General features: G+C 64.8%; 14 protein-coding genes. 5 read left to right on the forward strand and 9 right to left on the reverse strand.

Features of this window, described 5'->3' with window-relative positions; all coding sequences use genetic code 11:
* Positions 1-168: 168 nt before the first annotated feature.
* From RFM52_RS32320 to RFM52_RS32350, 7 genes are all read right to left on the reverse strand, one after another.
* Positions 169-1,143, reverse strand: a complete 975-nt coding sequence (locus RFM52_RS32320; protein ID WP_320298698.1) for a branched-chain amino acid ABC transporter permease — start codon at positions 1,141-1,143, stop codon at positions 169-171.
* Positions 1,140-2,018: a branched-chain amino acid ABC transporter permease gene (locus RFM52_RS32325; protein ID WP_320298699.1), complete on the reverse strand. Its 879-nt coding sequence runs from the start codon at positions 2,016-2,018 to the stop codon at positions 1,140-1,142. Before RFM52_RS32325 ends, RFM52_RS32320 begins: the two co-directional genes overlap by 4 nt.
* 3 nt (positions 2,019-2,021) lie before the next feature.
* Complete coding sequence (locus tag RFM52_RS32330; protein ID WP_320298700.1) at positions 2,022-2,732, reverse strand: ABC transporter ATP-binding protein; 711 nt, start codon at positions 2,730-2,732, stop codon at positions 2,022-2,024.
* The gene (locus RFM52_RS32335) at positions 2,725-3,525 is read right to left on the reverse strand and encodes an ABC transporter ATP-binding protein (protein WP_320298701.1); all 801 of its coding nucleotides are present in this window, start codon (positions 3,523-3,525) and stop codon (positions 2,725-2,727) included. Before RFM52_RS32335 ends, RFM52_RS32330 begins: the two co-directional genes overlap by 8 nt.
* Positions 3,526-3,529: 4 nt before the next feature.
* Positions 3,530-4,879 carry an ABC transporter substrate-binding protein gene (locus tag RFM52_RS32340; protein ID WP_320298702.1) on the reverse strand — a complete coding sequence of 450 codons (1,350 nt, stop codon included), beginning with the start codon at positions 4,877-4,879 and terminating at the stop codon, positions 3,530-3,532.
* A gap of 24 nt (positions 4,880-4,903) precedes the next feature.
* Entirely contained in the window at positions 4,904-6,004 is a 1,101-nt protein-coding gene (locus RFM52_RS32345) for a class II histone deacetylase (RefSeq protein ID WP_320298703.1), read from the reverse strand.
* Positions 6,005-6,212: 208 nt separating this feature from the next.
* Positions 6,213-8,948: a winged helix-turn-helix domain-containing protein gene (locus RFM52_RS32350; RefSeq protein WP_320298704.1), complete on the reverse strand. Its 2,736-nt coding sequence runs from the start codon at positions 8,946-8,948 to the stop codon at positions 6,213-6,215.
* A gap of 330 nt (positions 8,949-9,278) precedes the next feature.
* On the opposite strand from RFM52_RS32350, the gene RFM52_RS32355 reads away from it, so the two are divergent.
* The 4 genes from RFM52_RS32355 (at position 9,279) to RFM52_RS32370 (ending at position 14,591) form a co-directional block, all read left to right on the forward strand.
* Positions 9,279-11,828 (forward strand): caspase family protein, encoded by a 2,550-nt coding sequence (locus RFM52_RS32355; RefSeq protein WP_320298705.1) that lies wholly within the window; start codon positions 9,279-9,281, stop codon positions 11,826-11,828.
* A 144-nt stretch (positions 11,829-11,972) separates the two neighbouring features.
* On the forward strand, positions 11,973-12,107 hold the full coding sequence (locus RFM52_RS32360; RefSeq protein ID WP_320327897.1) for a hypothetical protein: 135 nt from the start codon (positions 11,973-11,975) through the stop codon (positions 12,105-12,107).
* Between the two features lie 152 nt (positions 12,108-12,259).
* Entirely contained in the window at positions 12,260-13,345 is a 1,086-nt protein-coding gene (locus RFM52_RS32365; RefSeq protein WP_320298707.1) for an OmpA family protein, read from the forward strand.
* 7 nt (positions 13,346-13,352) lie between these two features.
* Entirely contained in the window at positions 13,353-14,591 is a 1,239-nt protein-coding gene (locus RFM52_RS32370) for a caspase family protein (protein WP_320298708.1), read from the forward strand.
* A gap of 41 nt (positions 14,592-14,632) precedes the next feature.
* Here RFM52_RS32370 and RFM52_RS32375 read toward each other — a convergent pair whose 3' ends face one another.
* Positions 14,633-15,193, reverse strand: a complete 561-nt coding sequence (locus RFM52_RS32375) for a DUF6931 family protein (RefSeq protein ID WP_320298709.1) — start codon at positions 15,191-15,193, stop codon at positions 14,633-14,635.
* 284 nt (positions 15,194-15,477) lie between these two features.
* Here RFM52_RS32375 and RFM52_RS32380 point away from each other — a divergent pair, with 284 nt between their 5' ends.
* The gene (locus RFM52_RS32380) at positions 15,478-16,008 is read left to right on the forward strand and encodes an OmpA family protein (protein ID WP_320298710.1); all 531 of its coding nucleotides are present in this window, start codon (positions 15,478-15,480) and stop codon (positions 16,006-16,008) included.
* Between the two features lie 78 nt (positions 16,009-16,086).
* Here RFM52_RS32380 and RFM52_RS32385 read toward each other — a convergent pair whose 3' ends face one another.
* Positions 16,087-17,706, reverse strand: coding sequence for a caspase family protein (locus RFM52_RS32385; RefSeq protein WP_320298711.1), 1,620 nt, complete (start codon positions 17,704-17,706; stop codon positions 16,087-16,089).
* Between the last annotated feature and the right edge of the window lie 381 nt (positions 17,707-18,087).

Below are 18,087 nucleotides of genomic sequence, written 5' to 3' on the forward strand. Positions count from 1 at the left end.
GGACAACGACATGCATCAAAACAAAGACTTAAAGCGCGTCGCCTGAATCCGTTTCAGCGCGACGCGCTTTAAAGGCAAGAGCCCGGCCTTGTTCGCCCGGTCAAGACCCGGCGTTCTCGCCGGACCGCCTGCGTTTGCCCTCGCCCACGGCGGCGATGAAAGCTGTAGTCAATTGCGGCTGGTTAGGCTTCGCTGCAGCCAGCCGTTCAGCCCGTTCGGCCATGCGATGACGAAGACCGCCAGCAGGAGCCCAAGGCCGATGTTGCGGTAGTCGGACAGTTCCCGCATGCCTTCGTCGGCCAACATCAGCACCGCGGCGCCGAGCAGGGGGCCCCATATCGAGCCGAGGCCACCGATGACGATCATCGCGATCAGGAACAAGAGCGTCGAGAAGGAAAAGACCGTCGGGCCGACGACGCGGAAATGCACAGCGTAGAAGCCGCCGGCGATGCCGGTGAAGAAGGCGGAGACCGCGAAGATCCAGAGCTGGTATTTGAAACGGCTGATGCCGCGCGACATGGCATAGCCCGGATTGTCGCGGAGTGCCCGGAAGGCAAGGCCCAGAGGTCCCCTGATGACGACGATCGAAATCGCGACCGCGACCGCCAGCAGCGCCAGCCCGACATAATAGTGGGCGATGTACCATTTCGACGGGAACAGCGCGCGCAGGCCGATATCGCCGAACTGGCCGATGCCGCGCACACCGCCGAACAGGGGCATGCAGCCGCCGACGGTGGTGAAGCAGTCGGTGTCGTTGACGATCAGCACATACATGACCTGCGCGATTGCTAGCGTCAGCAGCGCCACGTAAGGGCCGCGCAGGCGCAGGCAGGCGAGGCCGATCAGCATGCCCATCGCGACGGTAATGACACCCGCCATCGGGATGGCGGCAAGCATGGGCACCTTCCAGTAGAACCCCAGCATCGCGGTGGCATAGGCGCCGGTGGCGAACAGCGCCATCTGCGCCAGCGAGAAGATGCCGCCTATGCCGAGCACGAGGTTCCACTGCACCACCACGATCGCCCAGATGAAGAACAGCGTCGACTGGGTGATGACGTAGCGCCCGGGCATGGCGAGCGGCAGTGCGGCGGCGAGAGCCAGGCAGACGAGGCCGATCAGTATGTCGCGGCGGATGGATGTCATAGGCGCACCACCTGCTGTTTGCCGAACAGGCCGTAGGGTCGCCAGATCAGCACGAGGATGACGAGAAGCAGCAAGGTGGCGAAGCTCCAGCGCACGCCGAGCACATATTGGGTGGCGGCTTCGAGCAGGCCGAGCGCGATCGCCGCGATGACGGCGCCGTAGACATTGCCGAGCCCCGCGACCACGCAGACGATGAAGGCCTTCAGCATCGGGTCGCCGCCCATCACCGGCGTCAGCGTGGCGATCGAGCTGATCATGATGCCGGAAACGGCGGCAAGCGCGCCGGAGAGCGCCAGCACCTGCGCGTAGATCCGGCCGACCCTGACGCCCATGAGCTGCGCCGCCTCGCGGTTCATCGAGGTGGCGCGAATGGCCCGGCCGGCGCTGGTGCGCTGCATGAGGATGGCGACCGCCGCCATCAGCACGATGGCGACACCGAGGATGAAGACGTTCTGCAACGGAATGTGCACATTGCCGATGACCACCTGGCCGCCCACCGCGAGCGGCTGCGGGATCGGATAAGGTCCAAACCCCTTCAGCATCAAATTCTCGATGACGCTGCCGATGCCTATGGTGGCGATGAAGATGTTGGTCTCGAAATTCTCGGCTCTGAGCAACGGCAGCGCCGCGCTGAAATAGATCAGCAGCCCGACCAGCGCGCAGACGGCTGCTGCGGCGAGCAGCGCCAGCGCCGGATGTAAGCCCGCATGGACGATGGCCGCGTAGCAGATATAGCCGCCCAGCGTCAGGATGGCGCCATGCGCCATGTTGAGCATGTTGAGCGAGCCGTAGACCAGCGAGAGGCCGATGGTGGCGACCGCGTACATGGCGCCAAGCGTCAGGCCGGAAGCGACGATCTGGATCAGGACGTCCATCGCTCACACTCCGAGATAGGTTTCGACGATTTCGGGGCGCGCCATCAGTTCCGCGCCCAGGCCCGACCAGGCGATGCGGCCATTGTCGAGCAGGTGGATCATGTCGGCATGCTCGGCGATCCGCTCGGCATTCTCCTCGACGAGAAGGATGGTGCGGCCCTCGCGTCTCAGGTTGAAGATGACCTCGTAGATCTGCTCGATGACGATCGGCGCCAGTCCGAGCGAAGGCTCGTCGAGCATCAGCACCTCGCCGCCCGCCATCAGGCCGCGGCCGATGCCGCACATGCGCCGCTCCCCGCCCGAAAGCGTGCCGGCGGTCTGGTTGCGGCGCTCCTTCAGCTTGGGCAGCAGCGTGAAGACGAAGTCGAGCCGTTCGGCGGAGCCGCTGCTGTTGGCGTAGGCGCCCATCAGCAGGTTCTCGTGCACGGTCATCGCCGGAAAGAGCAGGTCGCCCTGCGGAACCTGGATGACGCCGCGTTCGACGATCTGGTCGGGACGCAGACGATCGATGCGTGAGCCGTCAAGGCGGATCTCGCCCGACGTCACCGGGACAAGTCCGGAAATCGCCTTGAGCAGGGTGCTCTTGCCATGGCCGTTGGGACCGACAATGGCGGTGAGTTCACCCTTCCTGGCCGACAGTTTGATGGCGTCGAGCACGATGCGGCCGGCATAGCCGGCGCTGGCGTCGACGATCTCGAGCGCCGCCTCAGCCATGCGTGTTTTCCATGAAGGAGCGCAGCCGCTCGGAAGCGCCCTGGCCGAGATAGACGTCGACGACGGTGCGGTCGTCGAGAAGCTTCGTCGGCAGGCCCTCGAAGATCTTTTCGCCGTGATGCATGATCATGATGCGGTCGGAGAGGCGCACCAGGAAGCGCATCACATGCTCGATGAGGATGATGGTGACGCCCGCCGCCTTGATGGCGCGCACGGCATCCATCACGCGATCCACCTCGCGGGCAGTAAGGCCGCCGACGGGCTCGTCCATCAGCAGCAGTTTCGGCTTCGTCGCCATGGCGCTCGCCATCATCAAGAGCTTGCGGTCGAGCACCGGCAGCTTGCCGGTGACCTCGTCGGCACGGTCGGCGATGCCGAGCATTTCAAGCGCGGTATCGGCCGCCTCATCCGCCGCGCGTCCGGCGCGCAGCGTCGGCACGGCCCGGTTGCTCCGGCCGAAATAGGCGCCGACCAGCACGTTATCGCGCGCCGTCATGCTGTCGAAGCCGGCGTTGAGCTGGAAGGTGCGGGCAACGCCGGCATGGCATATCTGCTCGGGCGCATGCCCGGTGATGTCCTGGCCGTCGAGAACGATCGCGCCCGTGGTGGCCGGGTTCAGGCCCGATATCACCTCGAACAGCGTCGTCTTGCCGGCGCCGTTCGGCCCGCCGATGCCGAGGATTTCTCCAGCCCCGACATCGAAGGACAGATCGCGGACCGCCGCGAGCGCGCCGAAGGACTTGCCGACATGCCTGCACGACAGCAATGGCGTCGCGGCGGCGTCTTGCGTCATCCGGCTAGGCCTTGATCCATGGCGGCGTCATGAACTTGGTCGTGCCGTATGGCGCCGGCGCGATCAGGCCGGGACCCTTGGTGTAGTCCTGGATCTGCAGGAACTGATGCGGCATGCCGAGCGATGAATCGTTGACCTGGGTGGGATAGGTGTAGGCGGCGTTCTCGAGCGGCATGAAGCGGGTCGTTCCGGTGACGCCGCGCCATATCATTGCGCTCATCCGCGCCGCAACCTTGCGGTTCTGGTCGTTGTTGCCGGGTTCGCCCGTACCGCCTGCAAGTGCCGCGGCGGTCGCCCAGACATAGGCGCCGTCATAGGGCTGCGCGCCGGAATTGTGGCCGGCGTTCGGGCCGAACTTTGCCTTGTAGCGCTTCTCGAAGGCGGTGCCGATCTCGTCCTGCAGCGCGCCGACGACGGTCGCGTAGATGATGCCGTTGGCCGCCTGCTTGGCGATGTCGCGGAAGGCCGGGATCGACGGACCGTATTGCATGTAGACCAGGCTCGGCGTCGGGTTGGAGGCGAACTGCAGCGCGAACTGCCCGAGATCGGCGGGCAGGAAGTGGGTGATGCAGATCACCGCGGGCGGATCCTGGCGGATCTTGGCCAGCGTCGGTCCCCATTCCGAAGCGGGCACGCTGACGGTCTCGAACAGGCTGATGTCCCAGCCATAGCTCTTGGCTTGCTCCTTGACGGCGTTGGCGATGTTGGAGGCGTAGACGCCGGCCGACAGGATCACCGCCATCTTGTTGTTCTTGCGCTTCCACTCGCCGTTCTCTTCCAGGCCTTGCAGGAACTTCAGGAAGCCAGGACCATACCAGTATTCGGCGGGATCGCCCTGGAACGAACCCCAGTAGCGGTCCGGGTTGGACTTCACCAGGTTGTTGTGGCCGATCGTGGTGTCGTAGTGGACATAGATGATGCCGTTGTCGGCGGCGACCTCCTGGATCGCGGCACCCGAGCCGATGTTGTAGCCGTTGAGGATCGCGTGCACGCCATGCCGGTCGACGAGGCGCTGCGCCGCCTGCACGTTGGTGGCGTCACCCATCTGCGCGGTGTCCTCGAAGGACGGTTCGAGCGGCCGACCGAGGATGCCGCCCAGCGCGTTGATCTCCTCGCAGGCGAGCGTTAGGCCGTTCTTGAACTCGATGCCGTCGGGCGCGGCGAAGTCGGTGGTCGGCCCGCACTGGCCGACCGGGATCGGATCGCCTTCGGCGCGCGCCTCGTTGTTCATCGAAAGCAGCATGGCGGGCATGCCGGTCAGCGTTGCGGCGGTCGCAAGCCCGCCCTTTATCAGGAAATTGCGGCGCGAGCCGGCAATCACGTTCGGCGTGGTGAGTTTCGAACTGCGCTTCATCTCGATTCCCCTGTTAAGTTTTTGTCAGTTTATGTTTTTGACCAGTTCGGCCGCCTGGTCGATGATCGCCGTCTGATGCGGCTGCGCCGACATTCCACCCCATTGTCCCATCAGCTGGTCCCACGGGTCCTCGACGCCCGTGCGGTGCCCGCAAAGCTCCTCGATCACGGCAAGGCCGCAGTAAGGCACGTACATTTCGGAGTAGCCGCCTTCATGCGTCATCACCAGGCGCCCGCCGCATAGCTCGCGCGCCGCGTCGAGCAGCATGCGCGCCAGCCTGCGGTAGCCGCTGGAATTCATCAGCATGCGTCCCATCGGATCGACGCCGGAAGCGTCGAAGCCCGAGGGCACCACGATCAGCTCCGGCTTGAAGCGCGCCAGCGCCGGGATCACCACGCGCTCGAACGCCGCGGCATAGGCGCCCGGACCGGACCCCGGGGGCAGCGGGACGTTGATGTTGAAGCCCTTGCCCATGCCCTCGCCGTTCTCGGCGATCGCGCCGGAATTGGCCGGGAACAGATTGTCCTGGTGCAGCGAGATCGAAAGCACGCTCGGATCGTCGTAGAAGATCGCCTGCGTGCCGTTGCCGTGATGCACGTCCCAGTCGACGGTCGCGATGCGGGTGAGGCCGTGCAACTGCTGAGCATGGCGGATGGCGATGGCGGCGTTCGAGAACAGGCAGAAGCCCATGCCGACATCGGCGGTGGCGTGATGGCCGGGCGGACGGATCAGCGCATAGGCGTTGTCCACCTGGCCCGTGATGACGGCTTCCATCGCCTTGATGGCGCCGCCAGCTGCCAGCAGCGCGATTTCATAGCTGCCGGCGCCGAGCGGCGTCAGTGAGCTGGCGTCGCCGTAACCACGGTCGCTGATCTCCCTGATCCTGGCGATATGCGCTGGCGTGTGGACCCGCGACAATTCCTCGACGGTGGCGCGCCTCGGCTTGATGGTGACCAGATGGTCGAGGATGCCGCTCACTTCCAGGAGGTTGCGCAGGCGACGCTTGGTCTCGGGATTTTCGGCATGAGTGCCGGGCTGAACCGTCAGGCTCGGCGGAAAAACCTGGTTCCAGTTCCAGGTGTTGTGCCAAAGATAAAGTTCGTGGAAAACGAAACCAGTCGCCATGCGGCTCCCACCCAGCGTATGTCGGCTGGATGATGGCCCGCTACATTAGCGCTGTCCCGACACCTTCGGGTAATGGGTGGTTTTTTTGAGCCCACCCATTCGGGTGGTTAGAGCAATTCCAGGAAAAGTGTGAGCGGTTTTCCGTCCGGAATTGCGTGAAAACAAAGAGCTAGGGCGGTTCACCGTTTCCATGAAACGGTTAACCGCCCTAGCCAGCCAATTGGCGCTCGGTGGCGGCGTCGAGCCCGATTTCCTTCAGCTTGAGCACGGCTTCCGTCCGGCTTGAGACGCCGAGCTTGCCGAATATGTTCTTCAAATGCCATTTCACAGTGTCGGGCGCCATGGACAGCGTCTCGGCCAACTGGCGGTTTGTGTAGGCGCGCAGCAGCAGGGCGGCGACATCGGTTTCCTTGCTGCTCAGCATTTGCTTCTTCGCGGCGATCGCTATCGGCCGCGTGCGTTCGGGCGCGGTCTTGCCCAGTTCGCGCAGAAGCGTGTCGACAAAGGTGGCGGTGCTGGAATTGCGCGACCAGGCCGGAATGCGCGCCCGGGCGAATTCGAGCACCTCGCGCATCGGCAGGCCCTCGTCGATCAGCGAGCGCAATGCGTTCTGCGGCAGCGCCAGGGTGACGACGTCGACCGCCGCCGCCAGCGCCAGCAGCGTTTCGCCCGCGCTGTGCGCCGCGATCGCGACAAGGGCGCGCACCTGCATGAAGCCGCGCAGGCGGCCGTCGCGGCGCATGCGTTCGGCGATGCGGTCGAGCACGGCGATGGCCTTCGCCGGATGGCCCTCGGCGATCAGCACGCGCGCGGCGCCGATATGGGCGTATTCGTCGAGCGGATGGATCGGGGCGGGCCGGCTTTCGGCCGAAGGCTCGATGCCGCGCGAACGCAGCGCCAGCCGGGCGGCGCGGACGTCGCCGCGCGACAAAAGCAGCCGCACCCGCTCGTTCAGCGCCGCGGCCGTCAGCCGGCGATAGCGCTTCTCGATGCCCAGCCGTTCGGCCCGTTCGAGGAAGACGATCGCCTCGTCGTGCCGCCCATGCGCGGCGGAGAGCCGCGCCAGATGCAGCTTGCAGGCCATCTCGTGCACGACGAGCCCGCATTCCTCGATGATCTGCCGGTGCTGGTGCAGGATGCGCTCGGCGCCCTGCAGGTCGTTCCATTCATAGGCGAGCTCGACATGGAAGATCGCCGTCATCGCCTCCGTGTAGGAACCGGAGCCCAGGCGCTCGCGGGCCAATCGGCAGGCTCGGTCGAGCAATTGGTGCGCCTCGGCGAGGTTGCCGGCGGAAATCTCGACCAGTCCCAGCAACAGGTCGCAATAGACGATGCCGAAGACGGAATTGGCGCCGGCATGATGGTCGCGCGCCGCGAGGCTGCGCAGGCGCGCCGCGTCCAGCTCGCCGAGCGAATAGTGGCTGAAGGCGCAGATGTTGGCGAGCGTGCCGCGCGCGAAGGGCTCGTCCTCGGGAAAATCCGCCAGCCAGCGCGAGGCGACGCGGGTCGCGGTACGCGAACGGTCGGTGGCGCTGATGACGCCGGCCGTCAGCGTCTGCAACTCGGCCTTGAGTGATCGGGTGGTGGCGGGGTCGATCTCGCCGCGTTCGGAAAGCTGGCCGACAAGGGTTTTGGCCTGTTTGAGGATGCGGACGGCCTGGCGCGGCCGGCTCATGTGGAACTGCGCCCAGACGCGCGCCAGGAGCAGGCGAGGGCGGGCGGCAATGAGGTCCGGGGGAAGCTGGTTCAGCCACTCGGTGAGCTTGGGGATGTGGCCCTGCATGGTGAGCGGCATGGCGCATTCCTCGACCAGGCGCGCCGCATGGTCGGCATCGCCGCTGGCGAGCGCGTGGTCGACCGCGTCCGAGATATGGCCGCGGGCCGCCAGCCAGGCGGCGGCCGCGCGATGCAGGTCCCTGCGTGCCTCAGGCGCCCAGGCATCCAGCCTGTTGCGCAGGAATTCGGAGAACAGGTGGTGATAGCGGAACCATTGGCCGGAGGAATCGAGCGCGATCAGGAAAAGGTTCGAATGCTCGATGGTCGCCAGCGCCGCGGCGCAGTCCCGTCCCGGGCAAACCGCTTCGACGAGGCCCAGGCAGAAGCGGTCGAGGATCGAGGTCCTGAGCAGGAAATCCTGGATTTCGGGCGCCTGACGGGCGAGCACGTCGTGGGTCAGGAACATCGCCACGTCGCGCTGGCTGCCGGAAAATTCCGTGATGAAGGCTTCTCTCGATCCCTCATGTGCCAACGCCAATGCAGCCAGCTGCAGGCCGGCAGGCCAGCCTTCGGTCTTGTGGTGAAGCGCCACCACGGCCGACACAGCGAGGTCGAGGCCGCAGACATTGGCAAGGTAGTCCTCGGTCTCCTCGAGCGAAAAGCGCAGGTCGCTGTCGCCGAGGCTGACGACATGCCCCTTCATCTTCATATGGGCGAGCTCGAGCGGCAGCTCGCCGCGGGTTGCGAGCACGATGCGCAAGGCCGGCGGCGCATAGGCGACCAGCATGTTGATGCAGGCGGCAATCTCGCTGGAGACGATCAGATGGGCGTCGTCGAGAACGAGGTAGATCGGCGCGGCGCGGCGCGATAGCTGGTTGATGATGGCGGTGAGGATGGAATCGACCGGCGTCACCGGGCTGGAGTCGATCAGCGATTCCGCGTTGCCGGCAATGTCGGGGTCGACGCGGTGAAAGGCGGCGGCGAGATATTTGAGGAAGCGGGCGAGGTCGTTGTCGAGCCGGTCGATCGACAGCCAGGCGACCTGGGCGATGCCGCCGGAAATGCCGGCCGCCCATTGCGAGAGCAGGGTCGATTTGCCGAAACCGGCAGGCGACGTCACCACCGTCAGCTTGCCCGCCGTCGCGGCATCCAGGGTGCGCAGCAGCCGAGGTCTCTGAACCAGGGCATCACGCAAATTAGGCGGCTGGAGCTTCGTTTCTATGAGCATCCGGTTCTCAACTGCTGCTGCGGCGCTTAGTAAACGCGGAGTGAGGCGCGGAGGCAATGGCCGGGTAAGGTCGGCCGGTGCTCGCCTGGGCGGGGCGTGGTTCCTCTGATGACGGTCTTGCGCGACAGGCGGCGCCAAACTTGCCCAGGTCATTGCGGCATCCGCGCCTCTGAGCTATTTTAGCAGTTGGTTGGATACGCGATCCGCCTTGCCATAGCCGGCGCGGTTCCTTGCCTTGCCGTCTTGGCAGATTGTGAAGTCTTTAACAGACCACGATGCCGCAAGCTGCGTTCTTGTGGCCGACAGGTGATAGCGGTTAGGGATTTTGCCATGCTGCGACGCTGCGCGCTGATTGCAGCCTTGATCCTCGTGGCCTTCACGACGGTGCAGGCGCATGCCGATCGAAGGGTCGCTCTCGTCATAGGCAATTCCGAATATCGCGAAATCCCGGCTCTCAAGAATCCAGACAAGGATGCCGAGGACGTTTCGAACACATTCCGGCTGGCCGGCTTCGACGTGTTCGTCGCCAAGGACCTGACCAAGCTCCAGTTCGAGAAGGAGTTCCGCAATTATCTCGCGGCGGCGGACGGCGCCGATCTCGCGGTCGTCTACTATTCCGGCCACGGCTTTCAGATCGGCGGCGAGAATTTCCTGATCCCGGTCGACGCGTCGCTCAAGGATGCGGCCGACATCGAGGTCCAGGCGGTCAAGCTGGACGATGTCCTGCAGCAATTGCGCGCCAAATCGAAGATCCAGGTGGTCATCCTCGATGCCTGCCGCAACAACCCGTTCCCGCGCAAGGACTACTGGCTGCGCGACCAGTTGATCGCGGCCGGCGGCACCGGCCTTGCGCAGGTGAAAAGTTCGCTGAACACGCTGATTGCCTTCGCCACCGAGCCGGGCGCGGTCGCCTATGACGGCTCCGGCGAGCTCAGTCCGTTTTCATCCGCCTTCTCCCGCCGCGCGCTGGCGCCGAACCAGGAGATACGCTCCGTGATGGCGGCGGTGCGCCGCGACGTGGTCGAGGCCACCAAGGGCGCGCAGGTTCCTTGGGAAAATTCCTCGCTGATCGACGAAGTGGTGCTGATGCGCCGCGCCAACCGGCCGGCTTTGCCGCCGGTGCTGGAAAAGACCGTGCCGTCGGGGGTCGGACCGGTCGCGCTCGACCTGCCGGTGCCGGTCGATGTCGACGGCGGCGCGGTCACCATCAGCATCGAAAGGTCGCCGGCGCTGGGTCGCCTGATCCTGGACGGCAAGCCGGTCGCAACGGGCGAGCCGATAGAAGGCAAGGACCTGCCGCGGCTCGCGATGGACGTGCCGAAGGGCGCCGACGCCGAGGACCAGGTCGATATGCTGGCCTACGCCACGCATGACGAATGGGGCGGCGGATCGCAGGGCATCCTGGTGTTCCGGGTCAAGAACGGCGAAGACGCCGCGGGCAAGCAGCTCGTGGCCTCGCTGGAGTCCGAGCAGAAGCAGGAAGTGGTGGAGCGCGGCATCCACATCGCCGGCGCCGCCGAGGCGATCGAGAACCGCGATGTCAAGATTCCCGTCGGTGTCGGCCCCGTGCCACTGAAACTGGATTTCCCGACCAAGGATCCGGCCGTAAGCGTGAAGCTTGCGAGCTATCCGGCAACCGGGACACTGTCCCTGCCGGATCGGACCCTGTCGCCGCAATCGAGCCTGATGGCCGACGAAGTCGATAAACTGCGCTACGAACCGCAGATAGGCACGGTCCGGCCATTGATCGTCGGCGTCGAGATCAGGGCCGACAACACACCGTCAAAGCCGGCGACGATGAAGCTGTCGCCCAGCGTCGATCCGTGCGACGAGAAGGCAGGCGAACCTTTGGACCTGCAGGGCGTCGTCCCCGGCCTGCTGCCGAACGAGATCGGCGCCGGGGCGGTGGAGGCCTGCCAGGCGGCGGTAAAGGCCTATCCCGATGTCGCCCGCTTCCAATACGAACTCGGGCGCGCGCTGCTCGCCGCCGGCAAGGTCGACGAGGCCAAGAAGGCCATCCAAAAGGCTGCCGACCAGGGACATGTCCGCGCGGTGTTCGAGCTTGGCTACATCGCTTCGTCCGGCATAGGAACGGCGGTGGACCCCGCGAAGGCGAATGGCTTCTATGCCAAGGCATCCGACAAAGGCGACCCTTATGGGATGACCGCCTGGGGCCGCGCTCTGTTCAACGGTCTGGGGGTCCAGCGCGACACCGGCAAAGGCCTCGACCTGCTGCTCAAGGCGGCGGCCATGGGCCACACCTATGCCATGAACGATCTCGCCGCGATCTTCACCGAAGGGCGCAATGGCGTGCCGGCCGACCCCGCTCGTGCCGTCGCCTTCCTCAAGGCGGGCGTGGAGCGCCAGGACATGTATTCGATGAACATCCTCGGCCGCAATTATCTCAGCGGACGCGGCGTCGGGAAGGATCCGAAGCAGGCGCAGGAGTTGTTCCAGAAGGCGATGGATCTCGGCCAGCCTTATGCGCCCGGCAGCCTGGCGCGCATGTACCGGGATGGTGAGGGCGTGGACCGGAACCTTGCCGAGGCGCAGAGGCTCTTCGAACTGGCGACGGACCGTGGCGACTACTCGGCGGCATATGATCGCGCGGCTATCGAAATGCAGAAAGGCGACAAATCCGATCAGGCCCTCGCCGTCCGCTATCTGGCGTTCGCGGTAGGACTTGATCTGCGCAACGAGTTGCCGGTCGCTCGGTCGACCTTAGCGCAGTTCGGGGCAAAGCCGAAGGCGGCTGCCCTCAAGCAGCTGCGCTCCGAACTCAAATCGAAAATCCCGACGGGTGGCTCGGTCGACGACCAATTGGTCAAGACTGCCAGAGCCCTTTGGGAACAGGCCAATCCGCGTCGGGACCTGTTTTGATCAAACAAGGAGGCAATGGTGGGCAGGGCATTGAAGCAGGCGTTCATCGCAACATTCCTATCCCTCACGGTCGCTGGGTGCACGACCATGGCGCCCAGGGTCGAGCCGGCGCCGGTAACGAAACATCGTACCAAGCAGGTTAGCGTGACAACGACGCCGAAGGTCATCAAGCAGAAGAAGGTGACCGCCAAGAAGCTGATCAAACCAGTCAAGACCGAGACCACGCCCGTCATTGCGCCCTTAGGTGGGAGCGGCGGCGGTGGCGGCGGTGGGTGGTAGTAACGTCGCCGACAACCGTTCTTTCCCGGCGCATGGCGATCGCATTGGTCGTTTTTCGAAGCCGCCGTAACCGCTCGCCAAGCGATGGCAAGTGCTCTATGCTCCGCGCTCGTGCCGGTATCGAGATCGGGTTGTCCTGGCGGGGGCGTTCCATGTTCGAAGTCGTTGCATTGTGGCGGAAAGCGCGTGCCAAGGCCGCGGTTTTTGGCTTGATCGTTGCCGTGCTGCTGGTCTTCGGGCCGCAAACGGCAAGTGCCGCGCCCAACTGGACGCTCGATCCGTCCGCATCCGTGCTCACCTACCAGTCGGTCAAGAAGAACACGATCGTCGAGACCAACAAGATCAGGAACATCACCGGCACGCTGAGTTCCGCCGGCGACGCCAGGATCAGCTTCGACCTCAATTCCGTCGACACCGGCGTCGACCTGCGCAACGTGCGCATGCGCTTCCTGTTCTTCGAGACCTTCACCTACCCGACGGCCGAGGTGACGGCGAAGGTGGACCCGGCGGCGTTCGCCGACCTGCCGACCAAGCGCCGGGTGAAGACGACCTTGCCGTTCCGCCTCAGCATGCATGGCGTCGACAAGGATCTCGAGGCGAGCGTCGTCGTCACCATGATCAGCGACACCCAGGTTTCCGTCGCTTCTGAGGCGCCAGTCGCCGTCCATGTCGAGGATTTCGGCCTGCTGCCCAACATCGACAAATTGCAGCAGGCCGCCAATGTGACCAACATCGTGCCGACAGCTTCGGTGTCGTTCGATTTCGTCTTCACTGCCGACGGCGGCAAGCCGGCCGCCGTGCAGACCGTCGCCGCCGCCGAGGTCGGTCCCGTTGCCACCGATGCCGCGAAAGCCAACTTCAGCGACGAGGAGTGCCTCAACAGGTTTGCAGTGCTTTCGCGCACCGGCGCCATCTATTTCCGCCAGGCCAGCGCAAGGCTCGACGCGAAGAGCCGCCCGTTGCTGGCGGAGGTCGAAGGCGTCGTCGGCAAATGCCCGGCCCTCAAGGTCGAGGTGTCCGGCTACACCGATTCCGACGGATCGCCCGAGGCGAACAAGGCGCTCTCCGAACGGCGCGCCCAGGCGGTCGCCGACGCGCTGGTTGCCGACGGCGTTTCGCGCAGCCGGATCAGCTCCGCCGGCTATGGCGAGGACAAGCCGGTCGCCGCCAACGACACGCCCAAGAACAAGGCGCTCAACCGGCGGATCGAATTCTCCGCCAGCAAGCTTGCCAACTGAGGTGGCGGTGAGCTCCATTCCGATCGCCTTTTGCGGCGGCATGCTTCGCGCTGCGGGGCTGGCCGCGTTGCTTCTGCTCTTGACGTTGACGGCCGCGAGCGCCGAGCGGCGCATCGCGCTGGTGCTTGGCAACTCGCAGTATCAGCACGCAGCACCCCTCGCCAATCCGGCGCGCGATGCGCAGGCCATGGCCGACCGGCTCAAGGACCTCGGCTTCGAGGTGGTCTCCGGGTTCGACCTCACCAAGCAGCAGACGCAAGCCACGGTCGCCCAGTTCGCCAAGCAGGTGCGCGGCGCCGACATCGCGCTTTTCTTCTATGCCGGCCATGGCCTGCAGGTCTCCGGCAAGAACTATCTGCTGCCAGTCGACGCCGCGCTCGAGGACGAGACCTCGCTCGATTTCGAGGCCGTCTCGGTCGATTTCATCCTGCGCCAGATGTCGCGCGAGACCAGCATAAGGCTCGTCTTCCTGGACGCATGCCGGGACAATCCGCTTGCCGACGTGCTGGCGAAGAGCGCGGGCATAAAGGGCGCAAGCAGCGGCCTTGCCGAAATCCCGATCGAGAATGGCGGCGCCGGCACCCTGGTCGCTTTCGCCGCCAGCCCGAACCAGCTTGCCTATGACGGGTCCGGCGACCACTCGCCTTTCACCACGGCGCTGCTCCAGCATATCGGCGAATCCAACGTCTCCGTCACCGAAGCCATGAACAGGGTGACCAGCGACGTCTTCAAGGTGACCGCCGGCAAGCAGCGCCCCTGGATCAATGTCTCGCTGACCACCGAGGTCGTGCTGCACAAGGTCGATCTCAATGCGCCGCTGATCGTCGGCGAGGCGACCGCGCCGCAGGCCGAAGCGGGTTCCGAGACGCGCAACACCGGCGCGTCGTCAAGCCAGAATGACGACCAGCTTGCGCTCAATGCGCTGCGCGAAAAGATCCCGAAGCTGGCGACCGACGGGCCGATCCTTTTCGATCGCCCGGTCGAGTTCGGCGACCCTGCGATCGACGGCAAGAGCATAGCCCAGTTGATCAAGGGAGAACCGCTTTTCAGTCCGGTCGAAGGCCTCGACAAATCGGTCTGGCAAGGCAAGCACTGCGACGGCTGTCACCAGTGGAACGAGACCCGCCTTTGCGAGCAGGCAAAGAATTTCGCCGCCAACGACGTCTCGGTCCTGCGCCTGCAGCATCCGCTCGGCACCCGCTTCAAGGTCGCGCTCGCCCGGTGGGCGCAAGGCGGCTGCAAATGACTCTGGATTAGGGCCTTGGCAGTCTTGCCTGGCGGGAGGCCCTAATACGCATCGACCGATTGCCGCTGCGCCTCCATCTCCACCATCTGGATGCCCATTTCGACGAAGGCCGAAAGCACGCCAAAGCGGTCCGCGGTCGAGACGCGGGCTAGCCCCGCCAGGATCCCGGCATTGACGGCGTGGGCGGCAGGGTATCCGGTTGCTATCATGTCGAAGGCCGGATCGCGCCACGCCGCCGACAGCGCGATCCATGCAGCCGGCGTCGTCGGCGACGGATCGACAGCACTGCCGAGCGCCGCCCGATGGCGGGGATTGCCGGGCTCGCGCACCCAGTCATTGACGAGCGCCAGCAGTTCGAGATCCCTGTCCGCAAGGAGTTCGGTGAGATGGCTCAGGCATTCATGCCCCCACCAGACCGCGGCGCGCTCGGGCAGGAGATAGGCGCAGAACGTGACGGCTTCCTCAGGCACGCGCCCGGCAAGCAGGGCACGGCAAAAATCGAGCGGCGGCTGGACGGCGGCCGGCGATTTCATGTCCCGGCCGATCGCGGGACAGGCAAGAAACAGATCCCTCGCCGTTCTGTATCCGAGTTCATTGGCCATGGCTGCCACACCCTGAGCACAGGCAGAAATAGAGCAATTCCAGGAAAAGTGTGAAGCGGTTTTCCGCCCGGAATTGCGTAAACGCAAACAGCTAGAACGGTTCGCCGTTTCAGCGGAACGGCGAACCGTTCTAGCACTCAAACCCGCGGCTGATTGCCGGTCAAGCCTTAACCTTTAACAGGCGGCGGCCATTGGCAACGTGCGCTTGTTCACAGACAATCGTTTCGAGATTTGATATAGTCCGCGCCAGCGAAAACCCGCTCAATCAAACAGGAGTGACGGTCATGCGGTGGGGCAGCTCAGCCTTGGCTTTGGCGACCGTGCTTTTTTCAACGCACGTTTACGCCGATCCGCTTCAGAAATCGGAAGACATCGTCAAGTTCTTCGCCGGCCAGAATCTTGGCGCCTCACGCGGCATCTGCGTCGGCACCGAGGAGGAGTGCAAGAGCAAGGCCGAGAAGAACGGGGCCCCCCAGAAGGCCGGCCTCGACATGATGATCAACTTCGCCCTGGATTCGGCCCAGCTCGACCAGACCGCGCGCACCGAACTGGACGAGTTCGCCAAGGCGCTGAAGGACAACCGACTGAGCACGTTCAGCTTCGTCGTCGAGGGCCACACCGATGCGACCGGCACGGATCGCTACAATCAGAACCTGTCGCAGCGAAGGGCGCAATCGGTAGCCGCCTTCCTCGAAGCGAACGGCGTTGGATCGGCGCGGCTCGAAGCGATCGGCCTCGGCAAGTCGCACCCGCGCGTTGCCAATCCCTACGACCCGGTCAACCGCCGGGTGGAAATGCGGATCCGGACGGAATAGGCCGCCGGCGCTGTCGCCGGACAGCTCGTAGCGAAACGGCCGGCGGGAGCCGCCGACCGGCCAGGCGTTTGTCCTCGATCAGTTCTTGAGCGCGCCGCCCACCGCAATGCCGGTGCCGAAGATCAATGCCTTGGTGAGGAAGTCGTTGTTGTCCCTCGGCGGCGGCGCGTCCTCGCGAACCACGGTCTCGCTGTTGCGCCTGCGCTGAACGACCTGCGTCTGGTTCCGGCGCGGCTTCTGCTGCGCCACCGGCTTCAGCGTGCGGGTCTTCTGCACGACCTGTTTCTTGGGCGGCGCGGCGCGCGCCTGGTCGGCGGCGTTCTTGGTACGCACGGCATCCATCATCGGGTCGGTCTGGATCACCAGCAAGGCCAGTTGCTCGCGCGTCAGATAGGTGGTCGGCGGCAGGCCGTTCTGGCCCTGCCAGACGCCGATCGCCTGGCGCGTCCTCGGGCCGATATTGCCGTCGACCTGGCCGAGCTCGTTGCCCAGCGCTTCGACGCGCAATTGTAGGTCAATGCGGCCGTTGCGGTCGAGCCCGATCGCGCTTTCCGTGAGCTCGGTGCCTTGCGTCTTTCTCATCTCGTCGCTGATGCCGACCGAGGTGCGAACGGCCGAGCCTGGATTGGTGTTCGCATCGTCCGCGCCGAGCGCCGCGACCTGCTTGGCTGCGGTCGGGTCCTTCAGCTGGTCGATGTTGAGCTTCGCCACCGTGGCGAAACGGCCGTTCGGGAACTGGTCGAGATAGGCTTCGTAATAGGGAATGGCGTTTTTCTTCGAAGCCTCGTCCCAAAGCCGCTGCTCGACCTCCCAGGACGGCGCCTCGGCGGCCACGGGAGCAGGCTCTGCCGTCGCCTTGGACGCTTCGGCTACCGGTGTCGCGGCGGGCGAGGATGTTTGTGCCACGGGCTTGCCGAGGAACACCTCGCGTCCCAGCGAAGCATTGTGCCATGGCCGCTGCCGGCCCTGCGTGGCCTCGGTCACCTCGCCGCGCACGCGCGTCAAGGCGCCCTGGATCTCGACGCCCGGCTCGGTCAGGTGCTTGGCCAATGCCAGCGAATAGGGGCTGTCGACGCCGTTGCCGTCGAACGCGATGGCGCCCGGGTCGGTCGCATAGGCGATCAGGACGCCGCCCGAGCCCATGCCGTCGGCCTTTGCGTCGATCGGCGCGAGGCCGGCGCCGAGCGAGCGGCTCTTCGGCAATGATGCGGCCAGCGTGCGCGCCAGCGGATTGTCGCGGCAGGCGTCGAGGATGATGATGCCGACCGCGGGATCGGCCGGCAGCGCCGCCATGAACTCGTCGATCTGCACCGTGCGGGTCTTGAGGTAGGCCGGCGATGTCAGCTCGGCATCGACAGGGATGAGGTAGTTCTTGCCGTCGACTTGCATGCCGTGCCCTGCGTAGAAGATCACGGCGAGGTCGGCATTGTAGGACTCCTCCGTGAATTTGCTGATCAAGCTGTGCATGCCGGCATTGTCCTGGTCGACGCCTTCGATCACCTCGAAGCCCGCGTTGCGCAGCGTGGACGCGATGAGGTGGGCATCGTTGGCCGGGTTGGGCAAGGCGACGGCATTGACATATTTGCTGTTGCCAATGACCAGCGCGACACGCTTGTTGTCGGGCGTGGCGGCCTGGGCGCCGAACGCTGCGTGGAAAAGCAGGATCAACCCGCCCAAAAGGATGGCGAACGCTTTCATGGATTAGCCCTCCGCCCCTTTTGGGTGCGTTATCGATGTCTGCGCATGCTGAATTTCGTAAGCGACAACGTCGCTTCTGCCAAAATCGTCTCTTGAGCGTCTGTGATCTCGGCCACAGATTTGGTTCACGAGGGGCCTGAAATTTCCTCCGTGAATATCTAAAACCAATCGGCCCATCCAAAACGCGAGGTCTGGTGAACCGGTTAGTTCCTCAACACAGTGATTTTGAAAGATTGCAGGCTTGTCGGGCAAGGCCATCAACGTCCGTTGGGGTAGTCAGCCCAACGCTGGCGATGAGCTGAAGGCTCCTGAACCTCGTCATTCCAGGGCGGAGCAAGGAGCGTAGCGACGCGCGCAGACCCTGGAATCCATGCCGTTACC

This window comes from Mesorhizobium humile, assembly GCF_033977215.1.
Taxonomy (GTDB): Bacteria; Pseudomonadota; Alphaproteobacteria; order Rhizobiales; family Rhizobiaceae; genus Mesorhizobium; species Mesorhizobium humile.

What these genes read in the sequence shown, in the direction of transcription:
- RFM52_RS32365 (WP_320298707.1), top strand. Translation starts at nt 12,260, where the DNA reads ATGTTCGAAGTCGTTGCATTGTGGCGGAAAGCGCGTGCCAAGGCCGCG.
- RFM52_RS32325 (WP_320298699.1), bottom strand. Translation starts at nt 2,018, where the DNA reads ATGGACGTCCTGATCCAGATCGTCGCTTCCGGCCTGACGCTTGGCGCC.
- RFM52_RS32355 (WP_320298705.1), top strand. Translation starts at nt 9,279, where the DNA reads ATGCTGCGACGCTGCGCGCTGATTGCAGCCTTGATCCTCGTGGCCTTC.
- RFM52_RS32380 (WP_320298710.1), top strand. Translation starts at nt 15,478, where the DNA reads ATGCGGTGGGGCAGCTCAGCCTTGGCTTTGGCGACCGTGCTTTTTTCA.
- RFM52_RS32385 (WP_320298711.1), bottom strand. Translation starts at nt 17,706, where the DNA reads ATGAAAGCGTTCGCCATCCTTTTGGGCGGGTTGATCCTGCTTTTCCAC.
- RFM52_RS32350 (WP_320298704.1), bottom strand. Translation starts at nt 8,948, where the DNA reads ATGCTCATAGAAACGAAGCTCCAGCCGCCTAATTTGCGTGATGCCCTG.
- RFM52_RS32320 (WP_320298698.1), bottom strand. Translation starts at nt 1,143, where the DNA reads ATGACATCCATCCGCCGCGACATACTGATCGGCCTCGTCTGCCTGGCT.
- RFM52_RS32375 (WP_320298709.1), bottom strand. Translation starts at nt 15,193, where the DNA reads ATGGCCAATGAACTCGGATACAGAACGGCGAGGGATCTGTTTCTTGCC.
- RFM52_RS32340 (WP_320298702.1), bottom strand. Translation starts at nt 4,879, where the DNA reads ATGAAGCGCAGTTCGAAACTCACCACGCCGAACGTGATTGCCGGCTCG.
- RFM52_RS32335 (WP_320298701.1), bottom strand. Translation starts at nt 3,525, where the DNA reads ATGACGCAAGACGCCGCCGCGACGCCATTGCTGTCGTGCAGGCATGTC.
- RFM52_RS32345 (WP_320298703.1), bottom strand. Translation starts at nt 6,004, where the DNA reads ATGGCGACTGGTTTCGTTTTCCACGAACTTTATCTTTGGCACAACACC.
- RFM52_RS32330 (WP_320298700.1), bottom strand. Translation starts at nt 2,732, where the DNA reads ATGGCTGAGGCGGCGCTCGAGATCGTCGACGCCAGCGCCGGCTATGCC.